The sequence below is a fragment of the Methylobacterium sp. 17Sr1-1 genome (assembly GCF_003173775.1).
In the GTDB taxonomy this organism is placed as follows: domain Bacteria; phylum Pseudomonadota; class Alphaproteobacteria; order Rhizobiales; family Beijerinckiaceae; genus Methylobacterium.
Map to the genome: position 1 here is coordinate 5,218,177 of NZ_CP029552.1, position 26,336 is coordinate 5,244,512.

27 protein-coding genes and 1 riboswitch are annotated in these 26,336 nt (G+C 70.9%); of the genes, 12 read left to right on the plus strand and 15 right to left on the minus strand.

Going from position 1 to position 26,336, the window contains the following annotated elements; genetic code table 11:
- The first annotated feature begins 81 nt into the window (after positions 1 to 81).
- The 5 genes from DK412_RS23710 (at position 82) to DK412_RS23730 (ending at position 5,945) form a co-directional block, all read left to right on the plus strand.
- Positions 82 to 1,017: a TAXI family TRAP transporter solute-binding subunit gene (locus tag DK412_RS23710; RefSeq protein WP_109973970.1), complete on the plus strand. Its 936-nt coding sequence runs from the start codon at positions 82 to 84 to the stop codon at positions 1,015 to 1,017.
- Between the two features lie 99 nt (positions 1,018 to 1,116).
- Positions 1,117 to 1,326, plus strand: a riboswitch (cobalamin riboswitch).
- Positions 1,327 to 1,524: 198 nt separating this feature from the next.
- Complete coding sequence (locus tag DK412_RS23715) at positions 1,525 to 3,666, plus strand: TonB-dependent siderophore receptor (RefSeq protein WP_109975454.1); 2,142 nt, start codon at positions 1,525 to 1,527, stop codon at positions 3,664 to 3,666.
- Complete coding sequence (locus tag DK412_RS23720; protein ID WP_109973971.1) at positions 3,666 to 3,905, plus strand: hypothetical protein; 240 nt, start codon at positions 3,666 to 3,668, stop codon at positions 3,903 to 3,905. Before DK412_RS23715 ends, DK412_RS23720 begins: the two co-directional genes overlap by 1 nt.
- Positions 3,902 to 5,053, plus strand: coding sequence for a heparan-alpha-glucosaminide N-acetyltransferase domain-containing protein (locus tag DK412_RS23725; RefSeq protein ID WP_109973972.1), 1,152 nt, complete (start codon positions 3,902 to 3,904; stop codon positions 5,051 to 5,053). Before DK412_RS23720 ends, DK412_RS23725 begins: the two co-directional genes overlap by 4 nt.
- A 646-nt stretch (positions 5,054 to 5,699) precedes the next feature.
- Positions 5,700 to 5,945, plus strand: a complete 246-nt coding sequence (locus tag DK412_RS23730; RefSeq protein ID WP_109973973.1) for a hypothetical protein — start codon at positions 5,700 to 5,702, stop codon at positions 5,943 to 5,945.
- Between the two features lie 55 nt (positions 5,946 to 6,000).
- Here the strand turns inward: DK412_RS23730 and DK412_RS23735 are convergent, their stop codons facing one another.
- From DK412_RS23735 to DK412_RS23785, 11 genes are all read right to left on the minus strand, one after another.
- Positions 6,001 to 6,198: a hypothetical protein gene (locus DK412_RS23735; RefSeq protein ID WP_109973974.1), complete on the minus strand. Its 198-nt coding sequence runs from the start codon at positions 6,196 to 6,198 to the stop codon at positions 6,001 to 6,003.
- Between the two features lie 38 nt (positions 6,199 to 6,236).
- The gene (locus DK412_RS23740) at positions 6,237 to 6,638 is read right to left on the minus strand and encodes a DUF6481 family protein (RefSeq protein ID WP_204165433.1); all 402 of its coding nucleotides are present in this window, start codon (positions 6,636 to 6,638) and stop codon (positions 6,237 to 6,239) included.
- 3 nt (positions 6,639 to 6,641) lie between these two features.
- Positions 6,642 to 6,857 carry a hypothetical protein gene (locus tag DK412_RS23745; protein ID WP_109973975.1) on the minus strand — a complete coding sequence of 72 codons (216 nt, stop codon included), beginning with the start codon at positions 6,855 to 6,857 and terminating at the stop codon, positions 6,642 to 6,644.
- Between the two features lie 86 nt (positions 6,858 to 6,943).
- Entirely contained in the window at positions 6,944 to 7,153 is a 210-nt protein-coding gene (locus DK412_RS23750; protein ID WP_093568437.1) for a cold-shock protein, read from the minus strand.
- 364 nt (positions 7,154 to 7,517) lie between these two features.
- Positions 7,518 to 8,660 carry an NADH:flavin oxidoreductase gene (locus tag DK412_RS23755; RefSeq protein WP_109973976.1) on the minus strand — a complete coding sequence of 381 codons (1,143 nt, stop codon included), beginning with the start codon at positions 8,658 to 8,660 and terminating at the stop codon, positions 7,518 to 7,520.
- A 186-nt stretch (positions 8,661 to 8,846) separates the two neighbouring features.
- On the minus strand, positions 8,847 to 10,319 hold the full coding sequence (gene gatB, locus DK412_RS23760; RefSeq protein ID WP_109973977.1) for an Asp-tRNA(Asn)/Glu-tRNA(Gln) amidotransferase subunit GatB: 1,473 nt from the start codon (positions 10,317 to 10,319) through the stop codon (positions 8,847 to 8,849).
- 223 nt (positions 10,320 to 10,542) lie between these two features.
- On the minus strand, positions 10,543 to 10,851 hold the full coding sequence (locus tag DK412_RS23765) for a hypothetical protein (RefSeq protein WP_109975456.1): 309 nt from the start codon (positions 10,849 to 10,851) through the stop codon (positions 10,543 to 10,545).
- Positions 10,848 to 12,356: an Asp-tRNA(Asn)/Glu-tRNA(Gln) amidotransferase subunit GatA gene (gene gatA / locus DK412_RS23770; protein WP_109973978.1), complete on the minus strand. Its 1,509-nt coding sequence runs from the start codon at positions 12,354 to 12,356 to the stop codon at positions 10,848 to 10,850. Before gatA ends, DK412_RS23765 begins: the two co-directional genes overlap by 4 nt.
- A gap of 82 nt (positions 12,357 to 12,438) precedes the next feature.
- Positions 12,439 to 12,726: an Asp-tRNA(Asn)/Glu-tRNA(Gln) amidotransferase subunit GatC gene (gatC, locus tag DK412_RS23775; protein ID WP_048429481.1), complete on the minus strand. Its 288-nt coding sequence runs from the start codon at positions 12,724 to 12,726 to the stop codon at positions 12,439 to 12,441.
- A 111-nt stretch (positions 12,727 to 12,837) separates the two neighbouring features.
- A complete protein-coding gene (locus tag DK412_RS23780) occupies positions 12,838 to 13,242 on the minus strand; it encodes a hypothetical protein (protein WP_109973979.1) in 405 nt (134 codons plus the stop codon).
- Between the two features lie 147 nt (positions 13,243 to 13,389).
- Positions 13,390 to 14,091, minus strand: a complete 702-nt coding sequence (locus DK412_RS23785; RefSeq protein WP_109973980.1) for a metal-dependent hydrolase — start codon at positions 14,089 to 14,091, stop codon at positions 13,390 to 13,392.
- A gap of 110 nt (positions 14,092 to 14,201) precedes the next feature.
- Here DK412_RS23785 and ruvX point away from each other — a divergent pair, with 110 nt between their 5' ends.
- Positions 14,202 to 14,699 (plus strand): Holliday junction resolvase RuvX, encoded by a 498-nt coding sequence (gene ruvX / locus DK412_RS23790; RefSeq protein ID WP_109973981.1) that lies wholly within the window; start codon positions 14,202 to 14,204, stop codon positions 14,697 to 14,699.
- Positions 14,700 to 15,044: 345 nt separating this feature from the next.
- On the opposite strand, the gene topA is transcribed toward ruvX, so the two are convergent.
- The gene (gene topA / locus DK412_RS23795; protein WP_109973982.1) at positions 15,045 to 17,822 is read right to left on the minus strand and encodes a type I DNA topoisomerase; all 2,778 of its coding nucleotides are present in this window, start codon (positions 17,820 to 17,822) and stop codon (positions 15,045 to 15,047) included.
- A 202-nt stretch (positions 17,823 to 18,024) separates the two neighbouring features.
- Between topA and DK412_RS23800 the strand changes: the two genes are divergently transcribed.
- The 5 genes from DK412_RS23800 to dprA all read left to right on the plus strand — a co-directional run bounded on the left by DK412_RS23800 (position 18,025) and on the right by dprA (position 22,727).
- Positions 18,025 to 18,972: an aspartate carbamoyltransferase catalytic subunit gene (locus DK412_RS23800; protein ID WP_093568428.1), complete on the plus strand. Its 948-nt coding sequence runs from the start codon at positions 18,025 to 18,027 to the stop codon at positions 18,970 to 18,972.
- A 222-nt stretch (positions 18,973 to 19,194) separates the two neighbouring features.
- A complete protein-coding gene (locus DK412_RS23805) occupies positions 19,195 to 19,605 on the plus strand; it encodes a DUF559 domain-containing protein (protein ID WP_109973983.1) in 411 nt (136 codons plus the stop codon).
- Positions 19,602 to 20,900: a dihydroorotase gene (locus DK412_RS23810; RefSeq protein ID WP_109973984.1), complete on the plus strand. Its 1,299-nt coding sequence runs from the start codon at positions 19,602 to 19,604 to the stop codon at positions 20,898 to 20,900. Before DK412_RS23805 ends, DK412_RS23810 begins: the two co-directional genes overlap by 4 nt.
- The gene (plsY, locus tag DK412_RS23815) at positions 20,900 to 21,499 is read left to right on the plus strand and encodes a glycerol-3-phosphate 1-O-acyltransferase PlsY (protein WP_109973985.1); all 600 of its coding nucleotides are present in this window, start codon (positions 20,900 to 20,902) and stop codon (positions 21,497 to 21,499) included. Before DK412_RS23810 ends, plsY begins: the two co-directional genes overlap by 1 nt.
- Positions 21,500 to 21,536: 37 nt before the next feature.
- Positions 21,537 to 22,727, plus strand: a complete 1,191-nt coding sequence (dprA, locus tag DK412_RS23820; protein ID WP_109973986.1) for a DNA-processing protein DprA — start codon at positions 21,537 to 21,539, stop codon at positions 22,725 to 22,727.
- Between the two features lie 296 nt (positions 22,728 to 23,023).
- On the opposite strand, the gene DK412_RS23825 is transcribed toward dprA, so the two are convergent.
- A complete protein-coding gene (locus DK412_RS23825; protein WP_109973987.1) occupies positions 23,024 to 23,791 on the minus strand; it encodes a methyltransferase in 768 nt (255 codons plus the stop codon).
- Positions 23,788 to 24,012: a DUF2007 domain-containing protein gene (locus tag DK412_RS23830; protein ID WP_109975457.1), complete on the minus strand. Its 225-nt coding sequence runs from the start codon at positions 24,010 to 24,012 to the stop codon at positions 23,788 to 23,790. The genes DK412_RS23825 and DK412_RS23830 overlap by 4 nt, the downstream gene beginning before the upstream one ends.
- A gap of 205 nt (positions 24,013 to 24,217) precedes the next feature.
- Here DK412_RS23830 and DK412_RS23835 point away from each other — a divergent pair, with 205 nt between their 5' ends.
- Positions 24,218 to 25,246 carry a polyprenyl synthetase family protein gene (locus DK412_RS23835; RefSeq protein WP_109973988.1) on the plus strand — a complete coding sequence of 343 codons (1,029 nt, stop codon included), beginning with the start codon at positions 24,218 to 24,220 and terminating at the stop codon, positions 25,244 to 25,246.
- 184 nt (positions 25,247 to 25,430) lie between these two features.
- Here DK412_RS23835 and DK412_RS23840 read toward each other — a convergent pair whose 3' ends face one another.
- On the minus strand, positions 25,431 to 26,318 hold the full coding sequence (locus DK412_RS23840; RefSeq protein ID WP_109973989.1) for a 4-(cytidine 5'-diphospho)-2-C-methyl-D-erythritol kinase: 888 nt from the start codon (positions 26,316 to 26,318) through the stop codon (positions 25,431 to 25,433).
- Between the last annotated feature and the right edge of the window lie 18 nt (positions 26,319 to 26,336).

The window sequence follows — 26,336 nt, forward strand, 5'->3', positions numbered from 1 at the left end:
CTGGATTCCGGGCTCTGCTGCGCGGCCCCGGAATGACATGGCGGGGTGCAGAGTCGTCGAGAGAATGCAGGACACCAAGCAATGCTGAAACCCTGGCTGATCGCCGCCTCCTGCATCGCCCTCCTCACCGCGATCCCCGCCCCCCGCGCCGCCGAACCCCTACGCCTCGTCCTCGCCACCGCGACGCCCGGCGGCGGGTTTCCGGCCTATGGCGAGGCGCTGGCGGCGGCGCTCCGGGAGGTGGATCCGGATCTCACCTTGGAGTTGCGCGCCAGCAAGGGCTCGACCGAGAATCTAGTCCTCCTGCGCGATCGCCACGTCGATCTCGGCCTCGTCCAGGGCGAGTACGCCTACGAGGCGCTCGAAGGCCAGGGCGCACCGGCGGTGACGGTGGTCGCGCCGGTCTACGCCGCACCCGGCCTGTTCGTGGTGCCGGCGGGGAGCCCGGTGACGCGCATCGACGACCTGCGCGGGCAAATGGTGGCCCTCGGCACGAAGAGCTCCGGGCTCACCGCCATGGGCCGAACCGTGCTGCGCGGCTCCGGCATCGACCCCGAGCACGACATCCGCCCGATCCTCCTTGAGCACGCCGGCGACGGCCCGGCGATGGTGCGCGACGGACGGGCCGCGGCCCTGTTCGGCGGCGGCACCGGCTGGCCGGGCTTCCGGACCATGGCCGAAGCGCCGGGCGGCGCCCGCTTCCTCGGCCCCTCGGCGGCGGCGATCCCGGCGATCCTGGCGGCGAGCCCGTCCCTGCGGCGCATCACCGTCGCGCCCGGCACCTTCCCGGGCCAGAACGCGGCGATCGAGACGGTGGGGTCGTGGAGCTTCGTTCTCGGCCGGCCCGGCCTCGACCCGGCCGCGGTGACCCGCCTCGTCGCGGCGATCGACAAGGCGAAGCCGGCCCTCGCCCGGCTCTTGCCGCACGAGCGGCCGAGCGACCCGCGCGACTTGAAGGACGCCGTCCCGGCGGCGTGGCTGCACCCCGCGACGGCGGCCTTCCTGCGCGGGGAGTAGGGCCGGGAGGCCCTGCCGGACAGTGTGATCCCGCAGCCACAGCGATCGCAACATTATTACATTGCGTTTCTGGATGTTGCTCCCCGGTGGGCGGGCTGCCATGGATGGTGCCGCCAAGGTTCCTGGGGCGCGAGCCCGCGGGCGAAGAGGGAACTCGGTGAGTCCTGACGGGACGAAGCCGAGGCTGCCCCCGCAACTGTGAGCGGAGAGGTCCCGCCGCCGACGGCCACTGGTGCGCCTGCACCGGGAAGGCCAGGCGGGTCCGACGATCCGCGAGCCAGGAGACCTGCCTTGAGCGCGCGCCGTCTGGCGCGGTCACGTCCCGCGGGCGGTACGGCCCGGAGGAGCGCTCGGGCATGCGCCGCGCGGACGCGCGGACTCAGCCTGCCGCTCGCCCGGATCGCGTCGCGCGGCAACAGTCGAGTACGCTCCGTGAAACGCCGTCCGCCGTCCCCCAGCGTTCCGTCCGCTCACCCGGCGCCCCACCGGCGTCGGTACGGTGCGACCCTGGCGACCGCGCTCGCTCTCGGCGCCGCGGCGCCCGAGGCCCGGGCCGAGGAGACCATCGCCCTCGACGAGGTCGTGGTGGAGGGCCCGCGCCCGCCCGTGCCGGGCCCGAGCCTGCCGGTGCTGCCGACCACCGCCGCCGGCACGATCGGCCTCGTCGGCCCGACCCCGGGCTTTCGCGCCGACCGCGCCGTCAGCAGCACGAAGACGGACACGCCCCAGCGCGACGTGCCGCAGGTCGTCACCGTCGCCCCCCGCGAGGTCATCACCGATCTGGCGGCGACGCGGGCCGAGCAGGTCCTCGCCTACACGCCGGGCATCGTGCAGCAGAACAATTTCGGCGGGCTCTCGCCCCTCGGCTACGCCGTGCGCGGCGTCGCCACGGCCGAGATCTACAAGAACGGATTTCCCCTCGCCCGCGGGTTCCCGCCCCAGCAGGACACCCAGAACATCGAGCGGATCGAGGTGCTGAAGGGCCCCGGCGGCGGCCTGTTCGGCCGCAGCGACCCGGGCGGCCTCGTCAACATCATCACCAAGCAGCCGACGAGGGAGCGCTTCGTCGAGATGGGCGGGCTCTGGGGCTCGTTCGAACAGGCCCGCGGCACGGTCGATGCCGGAGGCAGCCTCGACGAGGAGGGCACGCTCCTCTACCGCTTCAACCTCGCCGCTGGACGCCAGAGCAGCTTCCGGGATTTCGTCGACGGCGACCGGCTCCTCGTCGCCCCGGTGGTGAGCTGGCAGGTCACGCCCGATACGCGGGTGACGGTCGAGACCGAATTTCTGCGCAACCGCGCGGTGTTCGACCGCGGCATCGTGGCGATCAACGGGCAGCTCGGCGCATTGCCGATCTCCCGCTTCCTCGGCGAGCCGGGCCAGAGCATCCATCAATCCAGCGACACGATGCAGGTGCGGGTCGACCACCGCTTCGATGCCGACTGGCAGATGCGGCTCGCGACCTACTTCAACACCGGCGCGCTGACCGGCGAGGCGGTGGAGGTGAGGGGGATCGCCGCCGACAACCGCACCGTCCTGCGCGACCGCAACCTGCGCAATTACCGCTGGGACGTGGCGATCGGCCAGGCCGAGCTGGTCGGACGCTTCGACACCGCCGGGATCGGCCACACCCTGCTCCTCGGTGTCGAGCGCGAGAGCACCGATGCCCGCTACCAGCAGGTCCGCTCGCGCTTCCGCCAGACGCCCTATTCCCTCGACATTGATGCCCCGGTCTACGGCCGGCCGCTGCCGCCCTTCGCCTTCCAGACCAACGGATTCGAGCAGGTCACCAACACGGCTTTCTACGCCCAGGACCAGATCAGCTTGACCCCGGAATGGAAGGCGCTCGTCGGCGCGCGTTTCGACGTCTTCGAGCAGTCGTTCCGGGAGCGGACCACCGGGCTCCAGACCGACCAGACCCATTTCGCCGCCTCGCCCCGGGCCGGGCTCGTCTACCAGCCGCTACAGGCGCTCTCCTTCTACGCCAATGTCGGCACCAGCTTCCGGCCGAATACCGGGCCCGACGCGTTCGCGGCGGCACGGAGTGCTCCCTTCGCGCCGGAGAGCGGCCTCGGCTACGAGGTCGGCACCAAGCTCGACCTGTTCGGAGGCGCCTTGAGCCTCACCGGCGCCGCCTTCCGGGTCGAGCGACAGAACGTGCTGACCGCCGATCCCAACAATTCCGGCTTCTCCCTCGCCGCCGGCGGCGTCCGCAGCCAGGGCTTCGAGCTCACCGCGTCCGGCCAGATCACGCCGGAGATCAAGGTCCTGGCCGGCTACGTCTTCGCCGACGCGGTGATCACCAAGGACAATGTGCTGCCGGTCGGCGCGCCCTTGATCAACGTGCCGCGCCATTCGGGCAGCCTGCTCGCGGTCCACGAGGTGCAGGCGGGCCCGTGGAAGGGTTTCGGCCTCGGCGGCGGCGTGCGCGCCGTCGGCGAGCGGGCGGGCGACGCCAATGCCAGCTTCCGGCTGCCGGGCTACATCGCGGTCGATGCCCTCGCTTATTACCGCTGGGAGAATGTCCGGTTCGGCCTGAACGTCGAGAACGTGTTCGACACCACGTATTACGAAAGCTCGCTCAGCGCGCTCCGGGTCTATCCGGGAGCGCCGCGCCGGTTCACCGGAACCCTGTCGGTGCGGTTCTGATGGTGGCTCTCCGCAAGGGCGATGCCGGCCGCGATGCCGCCGCCGCCCGCGCCCGGCGCTACCGCCGGGACCTCGCGCCGGTCCTGGCGGTGATCGCCGCCGAGACCGGCGGGACCCCCGAGGGCATCGCCGCCTCGCTGACCCGGCGCGGGGTGCGCAAGCCCCGCGGCGGCCCGATCTGGACGCCGCCGGACGTGCGCCGGCTCCTCGCCCGCCTCGCCGCCGAGACCGGATCATGACGTCAGCGTCCACATCTACGCCCACGACCGCCCCGCGCATCGGCGCGATCGACGCCCTGCGCGGCCTCGTCATGCTGCTGATGCTGGTCGACCACGTGCGGGAGACCGTCTTCCTGCACGCCCAGCTCCGCGATCCGATGGACCTCGCGGTCACTGCCCCCGACCTGGTGGCGACGCGGCTGACCTCGCATCTCTGCGCACCGGTCTTCCTGCTGCTCACCGGCCTCTCGGCCTGCCTCTACGCGGGCAAGCACGGCACGGGCGCGGCCTCGCGCTTCCTGCTCACCCGCGGCCTGTTCCTGATCGGGCTCGAGGTCACGCTCGTGAACCTCGCCTGGACGGGCCGGCTCCTGCCGCCGGTCCTCTACCTGCAGGTGATCTGGGCCATCGGCCTCAGCATGGTCGCGCTCGCGGGCCTGCTGCGGCTGCCGCGCCCCGCCCTGGCGGCGGTCGCCCTCGTCATCATGCTCGGCCACAACCTCCTCGACGGGATCGTGCTGGCGCCGGGCCAGGCCGGCTACGTGCCGTGGTCGATCCTGCACCAGCGCGGCCTCATCGACCTGCCCTGGGGGGTGGCCCGCACCTCCTATCCGGTACTGCCCTGGATCGGCGTCGCGGCGGCGGGCTACGCCCTCGGACCGTGGTTCGCCCTCGATCCCGATGCCCGGCGGCGCCGGCTCCTCGCCCTCGGGGCGGCGGCGCTCGCCGGGTTCCTGGTGCTGCGGGGGCTCGACGGCTACGGCGAGCCGGTGCCCTGGCAGGCCGGCCCGACGATCGGGGCGACGGTCCTGTCCTTCCTCAATCTCACCAAGTACCCGCCCTCCGCCTGCTTCCTGCTGCTCACTCTGGGCCTCGGGCTCTGGCTCCTCGCCCTGTTCGAGGCGCTGCCGGCCGCGCGCCTTGCCTGGCTGCGGGTGTTCGGGGGGACGCCCTTGTTCTTCTACGTCGTCCATCTCTGGCTGTTGCGCGGGCTTCATCATCTCGCGCTGGCCCTCGGCTTCGCCGGCATGTCAGGGAGGGTCGAGGCCGGGTCGCCGGCGCAGCTCTGGCTGATCGCGGCGCTCCTCAGCCTGCCGCTCTACGGGGCGTGCCGCTGGATGGTGGGGCTGAAGCGGCGGGGGCGGCATCCGGTGCTGAGCTATCTGTAGGAAGTCAGCCCCGGATTTAGGTCTCTCATCGGCGGAACTGACACCCACCTCGTCATTCCGGGCTCCGCTGCGCGGCCCCGGAATGACCCTGTGCGGCGAGAGCGTCGCGGCCCGAATCCAAGCTTCGGCCGTAAGAACACGCAGAGCGCATTCGAGCGGTTACGTCGATCGATCCTGCACGCACACCGACAACTCACCACGTCATCCCGGGACTCGACGCAGTCGGGAACCCGGGATCCATAACCGCTGACGCTCCCGGATGGGTCGGGACGTCTTCCGCTTCGTTCTCAACCGTCGGCGGTTATGGATCCCGGGTTCCGCTCCGCGGCCCCGGGATGACGCGGGTGATGTAAATGTGATCGGCGCACCCAAGCAGACCCTAAGGACAAACGACGAGGCGCAGCGCGTTATTGCCGGCACGCCGACAAGGTTTCACCCCTGTTGCGAGCGCGCCACGAACACGCGCGCCACGCACGGTGTCGATAGTCTATCGATGATCCGCGCCGGGGCGCGGTTGCATCCTCCGGGCCGTGCGATGAGGATGATTGTCCTACCAGGCTATTCGGCGCGCCGACGGCCCCGGAAAGCCGGAACCCTTTCTGCTGCGACGAAGTTGTTAGCGCCAGATGAACTAGGGAGATCACCGATGCGGACAGTCTTCACAGCTGGTGCGACCGCGCTCGTCCTGGCCGGGTTCTCGGTCTCGGCGATGGCCGAGGAAACCACCGTGATCCATCGCGACCGGGCGCCGGGCATCGCGGTCGAGCATCGCGAGGGCGTCGTCGAGCACCGCGACATCACCACCGGCAGCGTCGATTGCGGCTCCAAGACCGTCCACAAGGAGGACGGCATGGGCAACTCGAAGACCGTGCACAAGGAAGGCTGCAACTGACGTCAGGTCTTCGATCGACAGGCGCAGCGGACCGCCTCAACGGTCCGCTGCCGCATCAGGGAAGGGCGACGATCTCGCTCTCCCGCACGGCGCGCTCGCCCATCCGCGACCGGATGCGATAGGCGGCCTCTCCGCTGCGGTCCTCCGGCATCAGCCGGACGACCTCGAAGGCATCCATGTCGCTGGCAAGGCTGACGGACGATCCGGTCCGCAGCATCCGCACGCGCTGGTTCAGCTTGAACTTGTGTGACATCGCGCCACTCCTTCCGACATCCGGCGACGCGGCGCCGTTCACCCGCGACGGCGCGCCTTGCGGGCCGCGTATCGGGCGTCGCGCGCAGCCTTCTGATCGGCCTGGAGCGCCGCATTCGTCCGCACGGCCTCGGCGGCGCGTTCCGCCTCCTCGGCGGCCTCGGTCTCGCGCTGGCGCGCCTCCGCGGCCTGCGCCTCGGCCTCGCGCGCCACCCGGGCGGCCTCCAGCGCGGTCCGCTCGGCCTCGCGCTCGGCCAGTCGGACGGTCCGTGCCGCGGTGATCGCCTGGCGTACTGCGCGCCGCGCCGCGAAGGCCGGGTCGTCCTCGGTGGGCCGCGCCTGGAACCGGGCGAGCGCGCCGTTCCGGGCCGCCGCGGCCGAGCCCAGCCGGTCGCCCAGCGACGCTTCCTTGAACTTGGACGCTTCCTTGAACTTGGCCATCGCTCAGACCCGGCTCAGGGCGACGGAGCGGATCGGGCGCGAGAACCGGTCGGCGAGGTGCCAATGGAGTTCCCGGACGGAATGATAACGGTAGGTCCGGTCGATCAGGTGGCTGACGTCGTGGCTCTGGTCGTCGACCTGCTGCCAGATCTGCTGCACCTGGAAGGTCGCGGGCTCGATCGCCGCGCCGGTGGAATGCGAACTGAACGTGAAATTCACTCAAGTGATCCGATGGAGGTCAGGCCTGCGCCGTGGCGCAGGGCGGGAGATGCGGACGAAACCATCCGCATCCCGGTACCGGAGCGTTACGCGGCGCGCAGGTTGCCGGCCGATTGCTTGCCGCTGCGGCGGTCGGTTTCCATCTCGTAAGAGACCTTCTGTCCTTCCGACAGGGTCTGCATGCCCGACCGCTCGACGGCGGAGATGTGCACGAACACGTCCTTGCCGCCGTCATCCGGTTGGATGAAGCCGAAACCCTTCTGGACGTTGAACCACTTCACGGTGCCGATGGTCATTGTCGTATCCATAATCTGCAAGCGCATGGTGGAGCTCGGCACGCCGTCGGCAGCGCCAAGACTCGGATCAATCGACGGATTTGGAGCGAGTGGCAGAGCATGCGCCGGCGACAACGCGGCGGAGAGGCTCGGTAATCAGGCCAACAATCGATTCCAGATATTTAATTCAGTTTGCGACAGAGTGCAAGGCTCTCGAAAAAATATCAGGCGAGCCGGTCGGAACGACTAAAAAATCACGCGAGAGCGAAGGAATTTCCGGAAAATCATCCTGTAAAACGCTGCTCTCATGCGCGACGTCGCCCGTCTGCCGGACCGCCCGGACGGGGTCCCAGGACCCGCTCCGCGAGTCCCGGCCGCGCATCACTTAGGCGGTGACCGCCCCCGGGGCGGGCCAGCCGATGCAGGCCTCGTGGGCGCGGAAGTTGCGCAGCCACCAGCCCCAATCCTCCGGCACCAGCGCGAACGGGTCGGGATGCGCCAGCTCCCGCGCCGCCCAGACCGGCCAGTGCGGGTTCGACAGGGCCGGCCGGCCGAGGAAGACGAGGTCGATCAGCTCGTCGCGGATCACCCGGTCGGCCACTGCCGGCAGGCCGAGATTCCAGCTCACCCCGACCGGGATCCCGACCTCGCGTCGCACCCGCGTGCCGCGCTCGACCATGAACGACATCCGGGCGAAGGGCGGATCGGTCATCGCGTCGGTGTTGAAGCCGATCGACAGGTCGGCGAGGTCGAGGCCGTGCGCCTTCATCCGCCCGACCGCCACCACCGCTTCGTCGAACTGCACGCCGTCCGGGTGGAGGTCGTCGGAGCCGAGCCGCATGGTGAGCGGCAGGCGCTCCGGCCAGACCGCCCGCACGGCGTCGAGCGCCTCGAGGTGGAACCGGAGCCGGTTGTCGAGGCTGCCGCCGTATCGGTCCGTGCGCTGGTTGGCGAGGGGCGAGAAGAAGCTCGCGCCGAGATAGCCGTGGGCGAAGTGCATCTCCAGCCACTCGAACCCGGCCTCGACGGCCCGGCGGGCGGCCTCCGCGTAGGCCCGGTGGATGCCGGCGATCTCCTCGACCGTCAGTTCCTGGACCGGGTAGGTGTAGCGGCCGCCGTAGGAGATCGGGGAGGGGGCCTTGAGCTGCCAGCCGTCGGGATGGTCCGGCGGCAGTTGCAGCTTGCCCTCCCAGGGCTTCTGCTCGCTGCCTTTCCGCCCGGTATGCCCGAGCTGGATCGCCGGTACCCCGCCCATCTCCCGGATGATGCGGGTGACGCGGGCGAGGCCCTCGACGTGCCGGTCGTCCCAGATGCCCGCGCAGGCGGTGGTGGTGCGCCCTTCCGGGGTGATCGCGATCTGCTCGGGGAAGACGAGCCCGAACCCGCCGGCCGCCCGCGAGCCGTAGAGCATGACGTGGTAGTCGCCCATCGCCCCGTCGACCGACCGGTGCATGGTCATCGGCGACATCGCGATCCGGTTGCGGAGCGTGACGTCCTTGAGGGTGAAGGGGCTGAACAGGTCGGGCATGCGGCCTCGCGGGAGGGACGGCCGCCCGACCATCGAGCCGGTGGGCCGCTCGCGAGGGTACGGAGCCGGACGCGGAGCCGGCAAGGGAGCCTGCGCGACGAGGGCGATCCGTCGCGGGACGAGGCGCACCCTCCTGAACCCTTCCCCCTCTGCGGGGGAGGGTTCACGCGGGGAGGGTGAGGCCGATTACTCGATCCCGAGCTTCGCCTTCAGCAGCGCGTTCACCGCCGCCGGGTTGGCCTTGCCGCCCGTCGCCTTCATGGTCTGGCCGACGAACCAGCCGAGCAGGGTCGGCTTGGCCTTGGCCTGCTCGACCTTGTCGGGATTGGCCGCGATGATCTGGTCGATCGCCGCCTCGATCGCGCCGGTATCGGTGACCTGGCGCAGGCCGCGGCTCTCGACGACCTGGCGCGGGTCGCCGCCCTCGCTCCAGACGATCTCGAACACGTCCTTGGCGATCTTGCCCGAGATGGTGCCGTCGCCGATGAGGTCGACGATCGCGCCGAGCTGGTCCGCCGAGACCGGGCTGTCCTCGATGCCCTTGCCCTCCTTGTTCAGGCGGCCGAACAGCTCGTTGATGACCCAGTTCGCCGCGATCTTGCCGTCGCGGCCCTTGGCCACCGCCTCGAAGTAGTCGGCGGACGCACGCTCGGCCACCAGCACCGTCGCGTCGTAGGGCGAGAGGCCGTACGCGTCGATGAAGCGGGCCTTCTTGGCGTCGGGCAGCTCCGGCAGGCCGGCGGCGAGGCCGTCGACGAAGGCCTGGTCGAATTCGAGCGGCAGCAGGTCCGGATCGGGGAAGTAGCGGTAATCGTGCGCCTCTTCCTTCGAGCGCATCGAGCGGGTCTCGCCCTTGTTCGGGTCGAACAGGCGGGTCTCCTGGTCGATCGTGCCGCCATCCTCGATGATCGCGATCTGGCGCCGCGCCTCGACCTCGATCGCCTGGCCGATGAAGCGGATCGAGTTGACGTTCTTGATCTCGCAGCGGGTGCCGAAGGGGTCGCCGGGCTTGCGCACCGAGACGTTCACGTCGGCCCGGAGATTGCCCTTCTCCATGTCGCCGTCGCAGGTGCCGAGATAGCGCAGGATGGTGCGCAGCTTCGTCACGTAGGCCTTGGCCTCCTCCGACGAGCGCAGGTCCGGCTTCGAGACGATCTCCATCAGCGCCACGCCCGACCGGTTGAGGTCGACGAAGCTCATCGTCGGGGACTGGTCGTGCAGCGACTTGCCGGCATCCTGCTCGAGGTGCAGGCGCTCGATCCCGACCCGGATGCTCTCGCCGTCGGGCAGGTCGACCAGCACCTCGCCCTCGCCGACGATCGGGCTCTTGTACTGGCTGATCTGGTAGCCCTGGGGCAGGTCCGGGTAGAAGTAGTTCTTCCGGTCGAACACCGAGCGGTGGTTGATCTGCGCCTTGAGGCCTAAGCCCGTGCGCACCGCCTGCGCGACGCATTCGCGGTTGATCACCGGCAGCATGCCGGGCATCGCGGCGTCGACCAGCGAGACGTTGTCGTTCGGCTCGGCCCCGAAGGCGGTCGGCGCGCCGGAAAACAGCTTCGAGCGGCTGGTGACCTGGGCATGGATCTCCATGCCGATCACCACCTCCCAGTCGCCCAGCGCGCCCTTGATCAGCTTCTTGGGGTTCACGGGAGCGTTCATGAGGGTCTGGTCTCTCAAGCGATTCTCCCCTCTCCCGTGTGGGAGAGGGGCCGGGGGTGAGGGTGCTACGGTTCTAAGTCGAGCACTCGGCGTTGAGCTGCCAGCACAACGGTCAGCGACTTACACTGAACCGTAGCACCCTCACCCCCAGCCCCTCTCCCACACGGGAGAGGGGGGGTAGGTTGAGTCTAGTAGGAAGGGTGGCGCCAGCCGGTCAAGCGCGTCAAGCGCGCGGCGCGATGGCTCGCCGGGCGGTGTAGCCGATGATCGCGTAGATCAGCGCCGCACCGGTGCGCACGGGAAAGAAGGTCGGAAGTTCCCGCCCGATCGGCGCCGGCCACGGCACGCCGATCCCGGTCAGCACCCACGACACCAGCACCGAGCCGACGAGCGCGATCATCGCGACGAGCACGACCTTGCCGAACTGGTCCGCCTTCCAGCCGAGGTAGAGCGCGAGCCCGATCAGGACCGGATCGAACGCCGCCAGGATCCAGACGGAGGGCGGGTAGTAGGGGACGGTCGGGTGGTTCACGCCCACCACGCCTGCGGCAGGGCGATGCAGCCCGCCGCCTCCTCGATCACCTGGCCCGCGGCGAACAGGGTCTCCTCGTCGAAGGGACGGCCGATGAGCTGGAGGCCGAGGGGCAGGCCTTGCGCGTCGAGCCCCGCCGGCACCGCGAGGCCGGGCAGGCCCGCCATGTTCACCGTCACGGTGAACACGTCGAGGAGGTACATCTCGACCGGGTCGGCCTTCGCCTTCTCGCCGAAGCCGAAGGCGGCGGACGGGGTGGTGGGGGTGAGGATCGCGTCGACGCCCGAGGCGTAGACCTCTTCGAAGTCGCGCTTGATCAGCGTGCGGATCTTCTGGGCCCGGACGTAATAGGCGTCGTAATAGCCGGCCGAGAGCACGTAGGTGCCGATCATGATCCGGCGCTTGACCTCGCGGCCGAAGCCGGCGGCGCGGGTCGCCTCGTACATCCCGACGATGTCACGCCCCGGCACGCGCAGGCCGTAGCGGACGCCGTCGTAGCGGGCGAGGTTCGAGGAGGCCTCGGCCGGCGCCACGATGTAGTAGGCCGGCAGGGCATACTTGGTGTGCGGCAGCGAGACCTCGACCACCTTGGCGCCGGCGTCGCGCAGCCAATCGGCGCCCTGCTGCCACAGCCGCTCGATCTCGGCCGGCATGCCGTCGACCCGGTACTCCTTCGGGATGCCGATGGTCAGGCCCTTGACGCCGCGATTCACCGCCGCCTCGAAGTCGGGCACCGGGATGTCGACCGAGGTGGTGTCCTTGTCGTCGTGGCCGGACATCGAGGTGAGCAGGATCGCGGTGTCGCGCACCGTGCGGGCGATCGGCCCGGCCTGGTCGAGGGACGAGGCGAAGGCGACGGTGCCCCAGCGGGAGCAGCGGCCGTAGGTCGGCTTGATGCCGACGGTGCCGGTGAAGGCCGCCGGCTGGCGGATCGAGCCGCCGGTGTCGGTGGCGGTGGCGCCCAGGCACAGGCGGGCCGCGACCGCGGCGGCCGAGCCGCCCGACGAGCCGCCGGGCACCAGCTTGGCGTCGGAAAGCTTGCCGTCGGCACCTTGGCGCCGCCACGGCGAGATCACCGGGCCGTAGGCGCTGGTCTCGTTCGACGAGCCCATGGCGAACTCGTCGAGGTTGAGCTTGCCGAGCATCACCGCGCCGTCGCGCCACAGGTTGTGGCTGACGGTGGATTCGTAGTGCGGCTGGAAGCCTTCGAGGATCTTCGAGCCCGCGGTGGTGGCGACCCCGTGGGTGCAGAACAGGTCCTTGATGCCGAGCGGCAGGCCCTCGAGGGGCCGCGCCTCGCCGGCGGCGAGCTTCTGGTCGGCGACCTCCGCCATCGCGAGCGCCCGGTCGGGCGTCTCGAGCAGGTAGGCGTTGAGGAGGCGGGCCTTCTCCATCGCGTCGAGATGGGCCTGCGCCAGCTCCCGGGCGGAGAACTCCTTCGCCCGCAGGCCGTCGCGGGCCTGCGCCAGGGTGAGGTCGGTCAGCTCTGCCGGCTTGGTGCTCACGATCGTCCGTCCTGTCGCGGCCCGTCGGCCGCCATGGGTGCGCTGAAAGGGGTCTGCAGGTCGAGGTTGCTCGGAGCCGAGCCTACTCGACGACCTTCGGCACCACGAAATAGTTGTCCTCGGTCAGAGGTGCGTTGAACACGATCTCGCGGGCATGCCCGCCGTCGGTGATCACGTCCTCGCGGCTCTTCATCGCCATCGGGGTCACCGAGGTCATCGGCTCGACGCCGGAGACGTCGACCGCGTCGAGCTGCTCGACGAAGGACAGGATGGCGTTGAGCTCGTCCTGGAGCGGTGCCACCTCCTCGTCGGTGACTGCGATCCGCGCCAGGTGCGCGATGCGCCGGACCGTCTTGGCGTCGACCGACATGGGCACTCCGTTCGGACAAGCGGGAGACCGGGCGCGACACGGCCCGGCGGCCGGGTCACGGCCGCGGGGCGCTATAGCACCGGCTTTCGCGCTGCCGCAACGGGCGGAGGGTCAGGCCGTCGGGATCCGCAGCGGCAGCGCCGCGATGGCGTTGGTGCGGGCGTTCGGCACCTCGATCAGCACCGCCCGGGGCTTGAAGTGGCGGCGCGCCTCCGAGCCGCCGAAGTAGAGGACCGCGGCGGCGGTCACCAGCATCAGCTTGTGCTTGCGCTCCATCCGCCGGCGCGCCGGCACGGGCGCGGGGGCCGCGTCCGGGCGGCCCGCGGCAGGGCGGATCCCGCGGCCGATGGCGAGGATCGCGTCCGCCGGCACGCGCCGGCGGGGCGCGGCATCGGTCGGGACGCTCCCGTCGCGGTCGAGGGCCGTCGCACCCGGGATCCGCGGCGCCGATCCGTCGGCGGGGCTTGGCTCCTGCCGGCCGGGAGCGAGCGCGAAGGGAAGGATGTCGGCAGCCACGGGCGACCTCGGTGAAGGGAGACGACAGGTTAACGCCTGGTTAATCCCACCGGCCCCGCCCCGCCATGTCAACCTTTCGTTAACCTTAACGCCGCCGGCCGCGGCGCGGCGCGACGGCCGCCCCGGCGGAGGGCGGCCGCCCTGGTTCTACTGCACCGTGACGGCGGTGCCCTTGTGCGGCACGATCACCTGCACGCCGCTGCCGTCCATGGCGGCGACGAAGCGGTCGGCGCTCGGATCGACGATCGGGAAGGAGCCGTAGTGGCAGGGGATCACGGCCTTGGGCTTGAAGAAGCGCGTGACGGCGAGCGCCGCGGTCTCCGCCCCCATGGTGAAGCGGTCGCCGACCGGCACCATCAGCACATCGGGGCGGTAGATCTCCTGGATCAGCGCCATGTCGCCGAAGATGTCGGTGTCGCCCATGTGGTAGACCGTCGGCTCGCCCTCGGCCCGCACGATCACGCCGTTCGGCAGCCCGAGCGGCACCGTCACCCCGGCCTCGCTCATGCCGGCCGAGTGGTCGGCCCGCACCAGGCTGACCCTGAAGCCCCCGACATCGACCGTGCCGCCGGTGTTCATCGGCTCGAACTGCGTCACGCCCTTCGAGGACAGCCACATGCACAGGTCGTAGTTGGTGACGACCTTGGCACCGGTCTCGGCGGCGATCTCGACCGTGTCGCCGACATGGTCGCCGTGGCCGTGGGTGATCAGGATGTGGGTCGCGCCCTCGGTCGCCGCCTTGCGGTCGCCCTCGAAGGCCGGGTTGCCGCTGAAGAACGGATCGATCAACACGTGAGCGCAGCCGAAATCGAGGCGGAAGGTGGAATGGCCGAACCAGGTGATGCGCATCGGATGGTCTCCGGGCGAGGATTTTTTCGGTGTGGGACTCGGCGGCAGCCCGCCCGGACGCTGCGGCGGGGCGGGGCCGGCACCGCCTACTTAACGCGCGGAGGCCGGCCGTGAACCGGGAGACGATCGCAGCCTTCGCGGCCGAGTCGCGCGGGGGCGCCCGCCTGCTCGGGCTCGACCTCGGCACCAAGACCATCGGGCTCGCCCTCTCGGACGTGCAGCGCCGGATCGCCTCGCCGCTGGAGACGATCAAGCGGGTCAAGTTCACGCCCGACGCGGCGACCCTGGCGGGGATCGCGACAAAGCACGGGGTCGGCGGGCTGGTGGTCGGGCTGCCCCTCAACATGGACGGCAGCGAGGGCCCGCGGGTGCAATCGACCCGGGCCTTCGTGCGCAACCTGAAGCCGATCCTGCCCCTGCCGGTCCTGTTCTGGGACGAGCGCCTGTCGACGGCGGCCGTCACCCGCACCCTGCTGGAGGCCGACGCCTCCCGGGCGCGCCGCGGCGAACTCGTCGACAAGCTGGCCGCCGCCTACATCCTGCAGGGCTGCCTGGATGTGCTGGACGGGCTGCGGGAGGAGGGGGAGGACGACTTTTCGGAAGGGTAGGGCGTGACGCCCAACCCTTCCTCCTCTGTGGCAGGGCTGTCCGTGAGAAGGAACGGCGCGGGTTTCCCCCTCTCCCCGCGGGCGGGGAGAGGACTTCATCGACCTTGTCGTCGATGAAGTGAGCGCAGGCGAAGGCCGAAGCGAGGGTGAGGGGGTGTTTCCGGAGGAGTCTTATCCGGAGACACCCCCTCACCCTCGCAGCGAACCTTGGGTTCGCTGCTCCCTGAGCCCCTTCGGAGCTCAGGCCTCTCCCCGCCCGCGGGGAGAGGGGAATGCCCGCGCCGTTCTTTTCCCCGGACAGTCCCACAAAGAAGGGGCAGGGGTCACGCGCTCGGCCGCAGCACCCTACTCGCCGGCCGCGCTCTTCGCCGCCGGCTTCTTCGCCGGAGCCTTCTTGGCGGCCGGCTTGGCGGCAGCGCTCTTAGCCGGGGTCTTGCGCGCCGCAGACTTCGGCTTCGCCTCGGCGGCCTCGTCGCCGGAGGCCTCCGTCTCGCCCTTCGCCGCAGCCTTCGCCTTGCCGGCGGCGGTCTTGCCGGCCGACGCCTTGGCCGGGGCCTTGCGCGCGCCCGCCTTCTTCTTCGTCCCACCCCCAGCCTCGCGGCGGGCCGCGATCAGCCGCAGGGCCTCGTCGAGCGTCACCGCCTCGGCATCGGCCCCATTCGGCAGGGTGGCGTTGATCTCGCCGTCGGTGACGTAGGCGCCGTAGCGGCCGGCCTTGACGGTGACGGGCTTGCCGCTGTCGGGCGCCGTGCCGATCAGCCGGCCGGGATCCTGCGCCGGGCGCCCGCCGCCCTGCTCCTTCTGGACGATCAGGTCGATGGCGCGGTTGGCGCCGACCTCCAGCACGTCGTCGTCCTTGCCGAGATTGGCGTAGGTCTTGCCGTGCTGCACGTAGGGACCGTAGCGGCCGATATTGGCCAGGATCGGCTCGCCGGTCTCCGGGTGGCGCGCCACCTCGCGCGGCAGCGAGAGGAGCTTCAAGGCCTTCTCGAGATCGACCGCCGACGGCGACAGACCCTTGGGCAGGGAGGAGCGCTTCGGCTTCTCCGCCCCCTTCTCGGCCGAGGCCTCGCCGAGTTGCAGGAACGGGCCGAAGCGGCCGTCGCGCAGGGTGACCGGCAGGCCGGTCTCGGGATCGTCGCCGAGCACCCGCACGCCGGGTTGGCCGCCCTCACTGGCCCCCTCGCCGTCGCCGTCGAGGCCTGTCGCGTTGAGCTGGCGGGTGTACTTGCACTCGGGATAGTTCGAGCAGCCAACGAAGGCGCCGAACTTGCCGAGCTTGAGCGAGAGCTGGCCGCTGGCGCAGTTCGGGCAGGCCCGCGGGTTCGAGCCGTCGGCCTTGGCCGGGAAGATGTGCTCGGCGAGCAGCCCGTTCAGCGCCTCCAGCACCTCCGTCGTGCGCAGTTCCTTGGTGCCGGCGATCGCCGCGGAGAAGTCGCGCCAGAAGTCGCGCAGCACCGCGCGCCAGTCGATCTCGGCGTTCGAGACGCGGTCGAGCTGCGTCTCGAGGTCGGCGGTGAAGTCGTACTCGACGTAGCGGCGAAAAAAGCTCTCGAGGAAGCCGGTGACGATCCGGCCCTTGTCCTCCGGCACCAGGCGCTTCTTGTCGATCTTGACGTATTCGCGGTCGCGCAGGACCTGGAGCACGGCGGCGTAGGTCGAGGGCCGGCCGATGCCGAGCTCCTCCATCCGCTTGACCAGGCTCGCCTCGGAGTAGCGCGGCGGCGGCTCGGTGAAGTGCTGGGTCGCGGCGATGCGCTCGCGGGTCAGCGCGTCGTCCTTGCGCATCGGCGGCAGGCGGCGCGATTCCTCGTCCTCCTCGTCGTCCTTGCCCTCCTGGTAGAGGGTGAGGAAGCCGTCGAACTTCACCACCTGGCCGGTGGCGCGCAGATCGATGCGACGCGGCCCGACCTGGGCCGCGATCTCGACCGTGGTGCGCTCGAGTTCCGCCGATTCCATCTGGCTCGCCACCGTGCGGGTCCAGATCAGCTCGTAGAGCTTGGCCTGCTCCGGATCGAGGAAGCGGGCGACCTCCTTGGGCAGCCGGCTGAGATCGGTCGGGCGCACCGCCTCGTGGGCTTCCTGCGCGTTCTTGGCCTTCACGCTGTACTTGCGCGGAGCGCCCGGCACGTAGGCGTCGCCGTACTCGGCGCCGATCACCTCGCGGGCCTGAGCGACCGCCTCGGGAGCCATGTCGACGCCGTCGGTCCGCATGTAGGTGATGAGGCCGACGGTCTCGCCGCCGATCTCGACGCCCTCGTAGAGGCGCTGGGCCACCCGCATCGTCTGGGCCGGGGCGAGGCCGAGCTTGCGCGAGGCCTCCTGCTGCAGGGTCGAGGTGGTGAAGGGCGGCTGGGGATGGCGCTTGGCGGGCTTGGCCTCGACCGAGGCGACCGTGAAGGTCGCGAGTTCCAGGTCGCGCCGGAAGGCCTCGGCCTCCTCGGCGGTGCCGACGTCGAGGCGCTGGATCCGCTTGCCGTCGGCGCCGACGAGGCGCGCCTCGAACACCGCGCCGTTCGCGGTCTTCAGCGTCGCGACGATCGACCAGTATTCCCGCGGCTTGAAGGTCTCGATCTCGCGCTCGCGGTCGCAGACGAGGCGGAGCGCCACCGACTGCACGCGGCCGGCCGAGCGGGCCCCCGGCAGCTTGCGCCACAGGACCGGCGAGAGGTTGAAGCCGACGAGGTAATCCAGCGCCCGGCGCGCCAGGTAGGCGTCGACCAGCGCCTGGTCGATCGCCCGCGGCTGGGCCATCGCGGTCGCGACCGCGTCCTTGGTGATGGCGTTGAAGGTGACGCGCTCGACGGCGACGTCCTTCAGCACTTTCTTGGCCTGCAGCGCCTCCAGCACGTGCCAGGAGATCGCCTCGCCCTCGCGGTCCGGGTCGGTCGCCAGGATCAGCGTGTCGGCGCCCTTCACCGCTTTCGCGATCTCGGCGACGCGTTTCGCCCCGCGATCCTCCAGCTCCCACAGCATATGGAAGTCCTGCTCGGGATCGACCGAGCCGTCTTTCGCCGGAAGATCCCGGATATGCCCGAACGAGGCCAGCACCTCGTAGTCGCTGCCGAGGTATTTATTGATCGTCTTGGCTTTGGCGGGCGACTCGACGACGACGACTTTCATGGACGGGCTGCCTCTTCGAAGAGCACACCGCGGCAGATCGGGCTTCAACTTGTGCGGGGCGGCCGGCGCGGATTTTGGCGTGGCGAAGCGGACAAGTGGGTGATGACGCGGCGGTTGTCAAATACCCCCGATGATCCGGATGCGTTCCGCAAAGGCCGTCCTTGCGGCCCGGGCCCGCGGCTCCTATAGCGCTCGTCTCAGGATGAGCACCCAGGCACCCCCCGGCTTCCCGCACCGCCACCTCCTCGGCATCGAGGGCCTCTCGCCCCTCGAGATCGCGGCGCTCCTCGACCGTGCCGACGAGGCCGTCGAGATCAGCCGCCAGGTCGAGAAGAAGCGCACGACCCTGCGCGGGCGCACCCAGATCAACCTGTTCTTCGAGCCCTCGACCCGGACGCAGTCCTCGTTCGAGCTGGCCGGCAAGCGCCTCGGCGCCGACGTGATGAACATGTCGGTCGCCTCCTCGTCGGTGAAGAAGGGCGAGACCCTGATCGACACCGCCGCGACCCTCAACGCGATGCGCCCCGACATCATCGTGGTGCGCCACCACCAGGCCGGCGCGGTGCATCTCCTCGCCCGCAAGGTCGATTGTTCTGTGGTCAATGCCGGCGACGGCGCCCACGAGCACCCGACCCAGGCGCTCCTCGACGCGCTGACGATCCGGCGCAACAAGGGCCGGGTCGAGGGGCTCACCGTCGCGATCTGCGGCGACGTCCTGCATTCGCGGGTGGCGCGCTCCAACATCATCCTGCTGATGGCGCTCGGCGCCCGGGTGCGGGTGATCGGCCCCTCGACCCTGCTGCCGCCCGGGCTGTCGCGCTTCGGCGTCGAGGTCTTCACCGACATGCGGGCGGGGCTCAAGGACGCCGACATCGTGATGATGCTGCGGCTCCAGCGCGAGCGGATGAACGGTTCCTTCGTGCCGTCGGTGAAGGAGTACTTCCGCTATTTCGGCCTCGACGGCGACAAGCTGCGCCACGCGAAACCCGACGCGCTCGTGATGCATCCCGGCCCGATGAACCGCGGCGTCGAGATCTCGTCCGAGGTCGCCGACGGGGCGCAGTCGCTGATCAGGGAGCAGGTCGAGATGGGGGTCGCGGTGCGGATGGCGGTGCTGGAAGCGCTGGCCATGCACCTGCCGAATGCGTGATGGGGATAGGCGCACCGGCCCAACCCTCCCCCCTCTGCGGGGGAGGGTGGCGAACGAAGTGAGACGGGAGAGGGGCAGCGCGACGGTGATCCAGCGCGCGCCCGCCAGAACGGTTCAGGTCTATCCGGAAACGGGGTTCCCCTCTCCCGCCCGGCTCCGCCGGGCACCCTCCCCCGCAGAGGGGGGAGGGATCAGGGGCGGCGAACTTGTGAGGAGGGGCGGGTGGAGCAGGAAAAGCGAAACCCAGTTTCCGAGCGGCTCCGCGATTTCGCCAAGGACCAGCGCATTCTTGCAACTCGCGCCGAAGCCCTGTTCTGGAGCCAGGTCCGCGCCGGCCGCCTCTCCGGCCACAAGTTCAAGCGTCAGGTTCCCATCACCCCCTACATCGTCGATTTCCTCTGCCCGTCGGCCCGCCTGATCGTCGAACTCGACGGCGAGCCGCACGACACCGCCGAACGCCGCAGGCGTGACGCGACCCGGGATGCCTGGCTCCGAAGCCAGACTTTCGAAATCATGCGGTTCACGAACGAAGCCTTCCTCGGCAATCCCCTGCGAGCGCTCGACACCGTGCTCGCCGCGATCGAGCAACGCTCCGCCATGCCTCCGCCGAACCCCGAGCGGCCCATCCGATGACGACACTCCTCCTCCTCACCAACGCCCACCTGATCGACCCCGCCACCGGCCGCGAGGGCCCGGGCGCGGTGCTCGTCCGCGACGATCGCATCGCCGACGTGCACTGGGGCACGCCCGCCTCCGTGCCCGAGGGCGCCGAGGTGATCGAGTGCGGGGGCCAGGTGCTCACCGCCGGCCTCGTGGATCTGCGCGCCTTCGTCGGCGAGCCGGGGGCCGAGCACCGCGAGACCCTGGCGAGCGCCAGCGCCGCGGCCGCCGCCGGCGGCGTGACCACGCTCGTGTGCATGCCCGACACCAACCCGCCGATCGACGATCCGGCCATCGTCGACTTCGTGCTGCGGCGCGCCCGCGATACCGCCAGCACCCACGTGCTGCCGGCCGCCGCCATCACCAAGGGGCTCGCCGGCCAGGTGATGACGGAGTTCGGCCTGCTCACCGAGGCCGGCGCCGTCGCCTTCACCGACGGCCTCAAGGCCGTCACCAACGCCCAGGTGATGCGCCGCGCGCTCACCTATGCCCGCGATTTCGGCGTGCTCCTGATGCAGCACGTCGAGGAGCCGACGCTGGTCGGCGACGGGGTGATGAACGAGGGCGAGATGGCCTCGCGGCTGGGGCTCCACGGCATCCCGCGCGAGGCCGAGACGATTCTCCTGGAACGCGACATCCGCCTCGTGCGCCTCACCGGCGGGCGCTACCACGCGGCGATGATCTCCTGCGCCGATTCGGTCGAGATCGTGCGGCGGGCGAAGGAGGCCGGCCTGCCGGTGACCTGCGGCGTCTCGGTCAACAACCTGGTGCTGAACGAGAACGACATTGGCCACTACCGCACCTTCTGCAAGCTCTCGCCTCCCTTGCGCACGGAAGCCGACCGCCAGGCCGTGGTGGCGGCGCTCAACGAGGGGGTGATCGACGTGATCGTCTCCGACCACAACCCGCAGGACGTCGAGACCAAGCGCCTCCCCTTCGCCGAGGCCGCCGACGGGGCCCTCGGGATCGAGACGCTGCTCGCCGCCTCCTTACGCCTGGTGCATGCCGGCGACATCGCGCTGCCGCGGCTGCTTGCGGCCCTCTCGGCGGCGCCGTCGCGGGTCCTCGGCCGCGAGACCGGGCACCTCAGGCCGGGCGCCCCGGCCGACCTCGTGCTGATCGACCCCGACGCGCCCTACGTCCTCGACAAGCGGCAACTGAAATCGCGTTCGAAGAACTCGCCCTTCGACGAGGCCCGGCTCCAGGGGCAGGCCGCCCTCACCATGGTCGCCGGCCGCATCGTCCATCGCCTCGAGGAGACGCGCTGATGGCGCCGGACTGGACGCAGATCGCCCTCTGGCTCGCCGTCGGCTACCTGTTCGGGGCGATCCCCTTCGGGCTGATCCTCACGCGCTTCGCCGGCCTCGGCGACGTACGGGCGATCGGGTCGGGCAATATCGGCGCCACCAACGTGCTGCGCACCGGCCGCAAGGGTCTCGCCGCCGCGACTTTGCTCGGCGACGCGCTCAAGGGCACCGTCGCGGTGCTGATCGCGTCCCGGTTCGGTGGCCAGGAGGCGGCGCTGGCCGCCGGGCTCGGCGCCTTCCTCGGCCACCTCTTCCCGGTCTGGCTCGGCTTCAAGGGCGGCAAGGGTGTCGCCACCTTCATCGGCGTGCTGCTCGGGCTGTTTCCCCTCGGGGTCCTGGTCTTCGCGGTGGTCTGGCTCGGCCTCGCCTTCCTGCTGCGCTACTCCTCGGCCTCGGCGCTCGCCGCCTCGGCCGCCACCCCCGCCGCCCTGTGGGCGTTCGGGCAGGGTCGCCTCGCCGTGCTGTTCTGCGTGCTCGCCCTGCTGCTATGGTGGAAGCACGCGCCCAATATCCGCCGCCTCGCCGCGGGGACCGAGGGGCGCATCGGGCAGAAGGGCTGAAGGTCTGACATCGACCCTCACCCAGAGGGAGAGGGCCGTGACCTTAAGCGACGCGCAGCGCCTCGACTGGCTCCGGCTGATCCGCTCCGAGGGCGTCGGCCCGCGCACCTTCCGGGGATTGGTGAACAAGTTCGGCGGCGCCGGCCCCGCGCTGAAGGCCCTGCCGGGCCTCGCCAAGGCCCGGGGCAAACCGATCCGGGTGACCACCAAGGCCGAGGCCGAGCGCGAGATCGCGGCGGCCGCCCGCCTCGGCGCCCGGTTCGTGGCGATGGGCGAGCCCGATTACCCGCTGCCGCTCCAGGCCACCGCCGACGCGCCGCCGCTGATCTCCTTACGCGGCGACGCCGCCTGCCTGAGGCGGCCGGCGGTCGCCATCGTCGGCTCACGCAATGCCTCCGCCGCCGGCCTCACCTTCACCGAGCGGCTGTCGCACGCGCTCGGCGCCGAGGGGATGGTGATCGTCTCAGGGTTGGCCCGCGGCGTCGATGCCCGTGCCCACAAGGCGGCGCTCGCGACCGGCACCGTCGCGGTGCTCGCCGGCGGACACGACAGGATCTATCCGTCCGAGCACGAGGAGTTGGTCGCGCGCATCCTCGATAACGGCGGCGCGGTCGTCGCCGAGATGCCGATCGGCTGGGAACCCCGCGGCCGCGACTTCCCGCGCCGCAACCGCATCATCTCCGGCCTTTCCCTCGGCACTGTCGTCGTGGAGGCAGCGCGGCGCTCCGGCTCGCTCATCACCGCCCGTTTCGCCCTGGAGCAGGGTCGCGAGGTCTTCGCCGTCCCGGGTTCGCCCCTCGATCCCCGGGCCGAGGGCACCAACGACCTCATCCGCGACGGCGCCACGCTCTGCGCCGCCCCCGAGCACGTGATGGCGGTGCTGGCGCCCCTGATCGGGGGACCTGCCCCCGACACCGGGGCCGAGGATGCGGCGGACCGGCCGGAGCCCGCGCTCTACTGGGACGAAATCGACTTCTCCGCCGAGGAGCCCGTCACCGCCATGGCGGCCGAGCCGGCGCAGCGCCCTCTCGACGAGGCACCCGCGCGACCCGGGCCGCGGGAGGAGCGCACCATCCTGCTCGAACTCCGCGGGCCGTCGCCGGTGCCGGTCGACGCGCTCGCGCGCCAGGCCGGGATGCCGGCGCGGGTGGTTCAGGGCTTGTTGATGGAGCTGGAACTCGACGGGAAGATCTGGCGGCATCCGGGTGGGGCGGTATCGCTGCGGTGAGAGCGGAAGTCGAGATCATGTTGTGATCTGCACTCATGCTTCCAAGTAGCGCGCTTCCCCTCTCCCGTTTGGGAGAGGGGTCAGGGGTGAGGGTGACACGCTTCAGTGTGAATCGCTGAGCGTCGTGCGGGTAGCTCAACTGTCCAGGAACATTGCGGAGACCGAGCCACCCTCGCGCGATCTTCGATCGCCCCGACCCCTCTCCCACGCCTTGCAGCGATACCGGGCAAGGATCTCTGGCAAGCCCGGCATCGCCTGGAGAGGGGATCCCGCGACTTTCTCGTTGTACGATAACCCTATGACAGCCCTTCACCTCGGTGCATCGCCTCCACCCTGTCCGTGAACCGCCCATCCGGCCCGTGCAGCACCAGGGCCGGCATCAGGACGAACGGCGCCCGGCTGCCGCGTACCCCCGCCACCAGCACCCGGATCGCCGCGGTATCCGCCCGCGGCTGAACCGGCGTGACCTGGATCCCGCCGAACCGTCCCGCCAGCGCGTCGAGGCAGGCGGGGAGGGCGTCGGCCCGGTGGATCAGCACCAGCCGGCCGCCGGGACGCAGCAGGTCGGCACAGGTGCGCAGCCATGCCTCCAATCCGCCGGGCTCGGAGAAGCCGTGCGCCGCGGCCCGGGCCGCCACCGGCGAGGCGCGATGCCGGCCGGGCTCGAAGAAGGGTGGGTTGGTGAGCAGCAGATCGACCGAATCGGGAAGGAGGCCTGCGCTCCGTCGCTCGCGGCCCTGCGCCGTCACGTCGGCCTCGATCACCCGGACGCGGGCCGATAGTCCGTTCTCCTCCGCGTTGAGGCAAGCCAGCGCCGCGGCCTCCGGGTCGCGCTCGACCAGCATCACCCGCGTCTCCGGGCAGGCGCGAGCGACCGCGAGCCCGACCGCGCCGGTGCCCGCGCCCAGATCGCACACCGTCTCGCCGGCTTGCGCGCCGGCGCTCGCGGCGAGCAGCACCGCGTCGGTCCCGGCCCGGTGGGCACCCCGCGGCGGCTGGCGCAAGGTGAGACACCCGCCGAGCCAGGCTTCGGCGGGGGGAGGGGCGTCGGCCGCGCTGCTCACGGGTGGCGCAGCTCGTGCGCGAGGCCCGCATCGGTGAGGATGCGCCGGGCCTGGCGCGCATGGTCCTCCGGCACCAGGAGCCGGCGCGGGAAGGCGCCGATCATCCCCTCCATCACGCTGATGTGGTTGTCGGCGACCAGTACCGGGATCTCGGCGCCGGTGAGGAGGGATTCCGCGAAGCCGATCAGGACGAGGTCGTTGGTGCGGATCAGCTCGATCATGGTGCGGCACAGGGTCCCTGTTCGGATCGCGGCGGCCATACCACACAAGCGCGCCGGTTGCGCCGCATCCCCAGGCCGCGGGGCCGGCAACCAGGCCTTGCGGCAGCTTGCGTGTTGCCGCCGGGGGCGCTCGCGTGCCAAAGGGGGCGGGAGTTGATCGAGATGCCCCGCGGTTCGGGGCCGTCTCCGAGGAGATCGCGCGGGCGTGGGCGTCGTACTTCCCCTTCAGGACAGACCCTCCGATCCGGAGGCCAGCCTCGACGCCCTGGTGGGCCTCGTGGCGGGCGGGATGGAGCGCGTCAACGCGATGATCCTGTCGCGCACCGGCTCCGACGTGACGATGATCCCGGAGGTCGCCAACCACCTGATCTCCTCGGGCGGCAAGCGCCTGCGCCCGATCCTGACCCTCGCGACCGCGTCGCTGGCCGGCTACGACCCGGCCGCCGACGGCGACGTGAAGCTCGCCGCCAGCGTCGAGTTCATGCACACCGCGACGCTGCTCCACGACGACGTCGTCGACGAGAGCGACATGCGCCGCGGCAAGGTCGCGGCCCGGATCAAGTGGGGCAACGAGGCCAGCGTCCTCGTCGGCGACTTCCTGCTCGGCCAGGCCTTCAAGATGATGGTCGAGGTCGGCTCGCTGCGCGCCCTCGACATCCTCTCCTCCGCCGCCTCGGTGATCGCCGAGGGCGAGGTAATGCAGCTCACCGCCGCCCGCTCGACCGAGACCACCGAGGACGAGTACCTGGCGGTGATCCGGGCGAAGACCGCCGAGCTGTTCGCCGCCGCCTGCGAGGTCGGCCCGGTCATCGCCGAGCGGCCGACGGCCGAGATCGCCGCCTGCCGCAGCTACGGCATGAATCTCGGCATCGCCTTCCAGCTCGTCGACGACGCCCTCGATTACGGCGGCACCAGCGCCGATCTCGGCAAGAACGTCGGCGACGATTTTCGCGAGGGCAAGATCACCCTGCCGGTGGTGCTGTCGTTCCGCCGCGGCAGCGACGAGGAGCGGGCCTTCTGGCGCCGCACCCTGGAGCGCCAGGAGATCGAGGAGCCCCGCGACCTCGACGCGGCGCTCGCGATCATGCGCCGCCACTCCGCTCTCGAGGATACGATCGAGCGCGCCCGCCATTACGGCGACAGGGCGAAGGACGCGCTGGCGCCCTTTCCGGCCTCGCCGATGAAGCAGGCACTGCTCGAAGCGGTGGATTTCTGCATCGCCCGGGCGCGCTGAGGCGCCTGCGCCGGCAATTCTTCGATCGACCGTGCCGATCGATCGGGCACGCAAGCCGACACCGTCACGTCATCCCGGGTTCCGCTGCGCGGCCCCGGGATGACGCTGAGGGTATCAGGTTCGTCGGGCAGGTCGAACACGCCCTCGGCTGACAGGAGGGGTCGCGGCCCACCTCGCCGCGCGCTCAGCGCAGCAAAGTCGCCCGCACCCACCAGCCTGCTTGCGCCGCCGCGATCGCCCGCGCCGCCCGCACCGCCTCGGAACGGTAGCCGAACAGCCCGAACACCGTCGCACCCGACCCCGACATCCGGGCGAGCCGGCAGCCGGCCTGGTCGCGCAGGGCCGCCAGCGTGTCGCCGATCACCGGGGCGACCGTGAGGGCCGGGGCCTCGAGGTCGTTGCGGGCAGGCCCGATGCGGGCGAAGAGCGCATCGAGACCGTCCGCCCCATCAATGTCCGGATGCTTTTCGGCGGCGCGGGGATGCGCCTCGCCGACCGTGAGCCCGAGGGCGCGGAAGACCGGCGCGGTCTCGACCGGTACGCCAGGGTTGATCAGCACCGCCGGCACCGGGGCCAGGGCGAGGGCCGGGCCGACCGCCTCGCCGGCCCCGCGCATCATCCGGGCGCGGGGATCGAGGCAGACCGGCACGTCGGCGCCGGTGCGGCGCGCCGCCGCCATCAGGGCCGGGTGATCGGGGGTAAGACCGTTGAGGCGGCCGAGCAGCCGCAGGGCCGCGGCCGCATCCGACGAGCCGCCGCCGATCCCCGCCGCCACCGGCAGGCGCTTCACGAGGTGGAACCGCCCGAGCGTCAGTCCGGGGATCTCGGCGGCGAGGTGGCGGGCCGCCCGCATCACCAGGTTGTCGTCGGTCGGTCCGGCGGGCCCCGCGGTCGGGCCGGTGACGACGAGATCGAGCGCCGGCTCCGGCTCCAGGGTCAGGAGATCGCCGGCATTGGACCCCGCGAACACCACCAGGCTCTCCAACTCGTGGTAGCCGTCGCCGGGGCGCCGGCCGAGGACGTGCAGGGTCAGGTTGATCTTGGCGGGCGCGCGGGTCGTGAGGGGGAGCACGGCGACGTCTCTCGAACG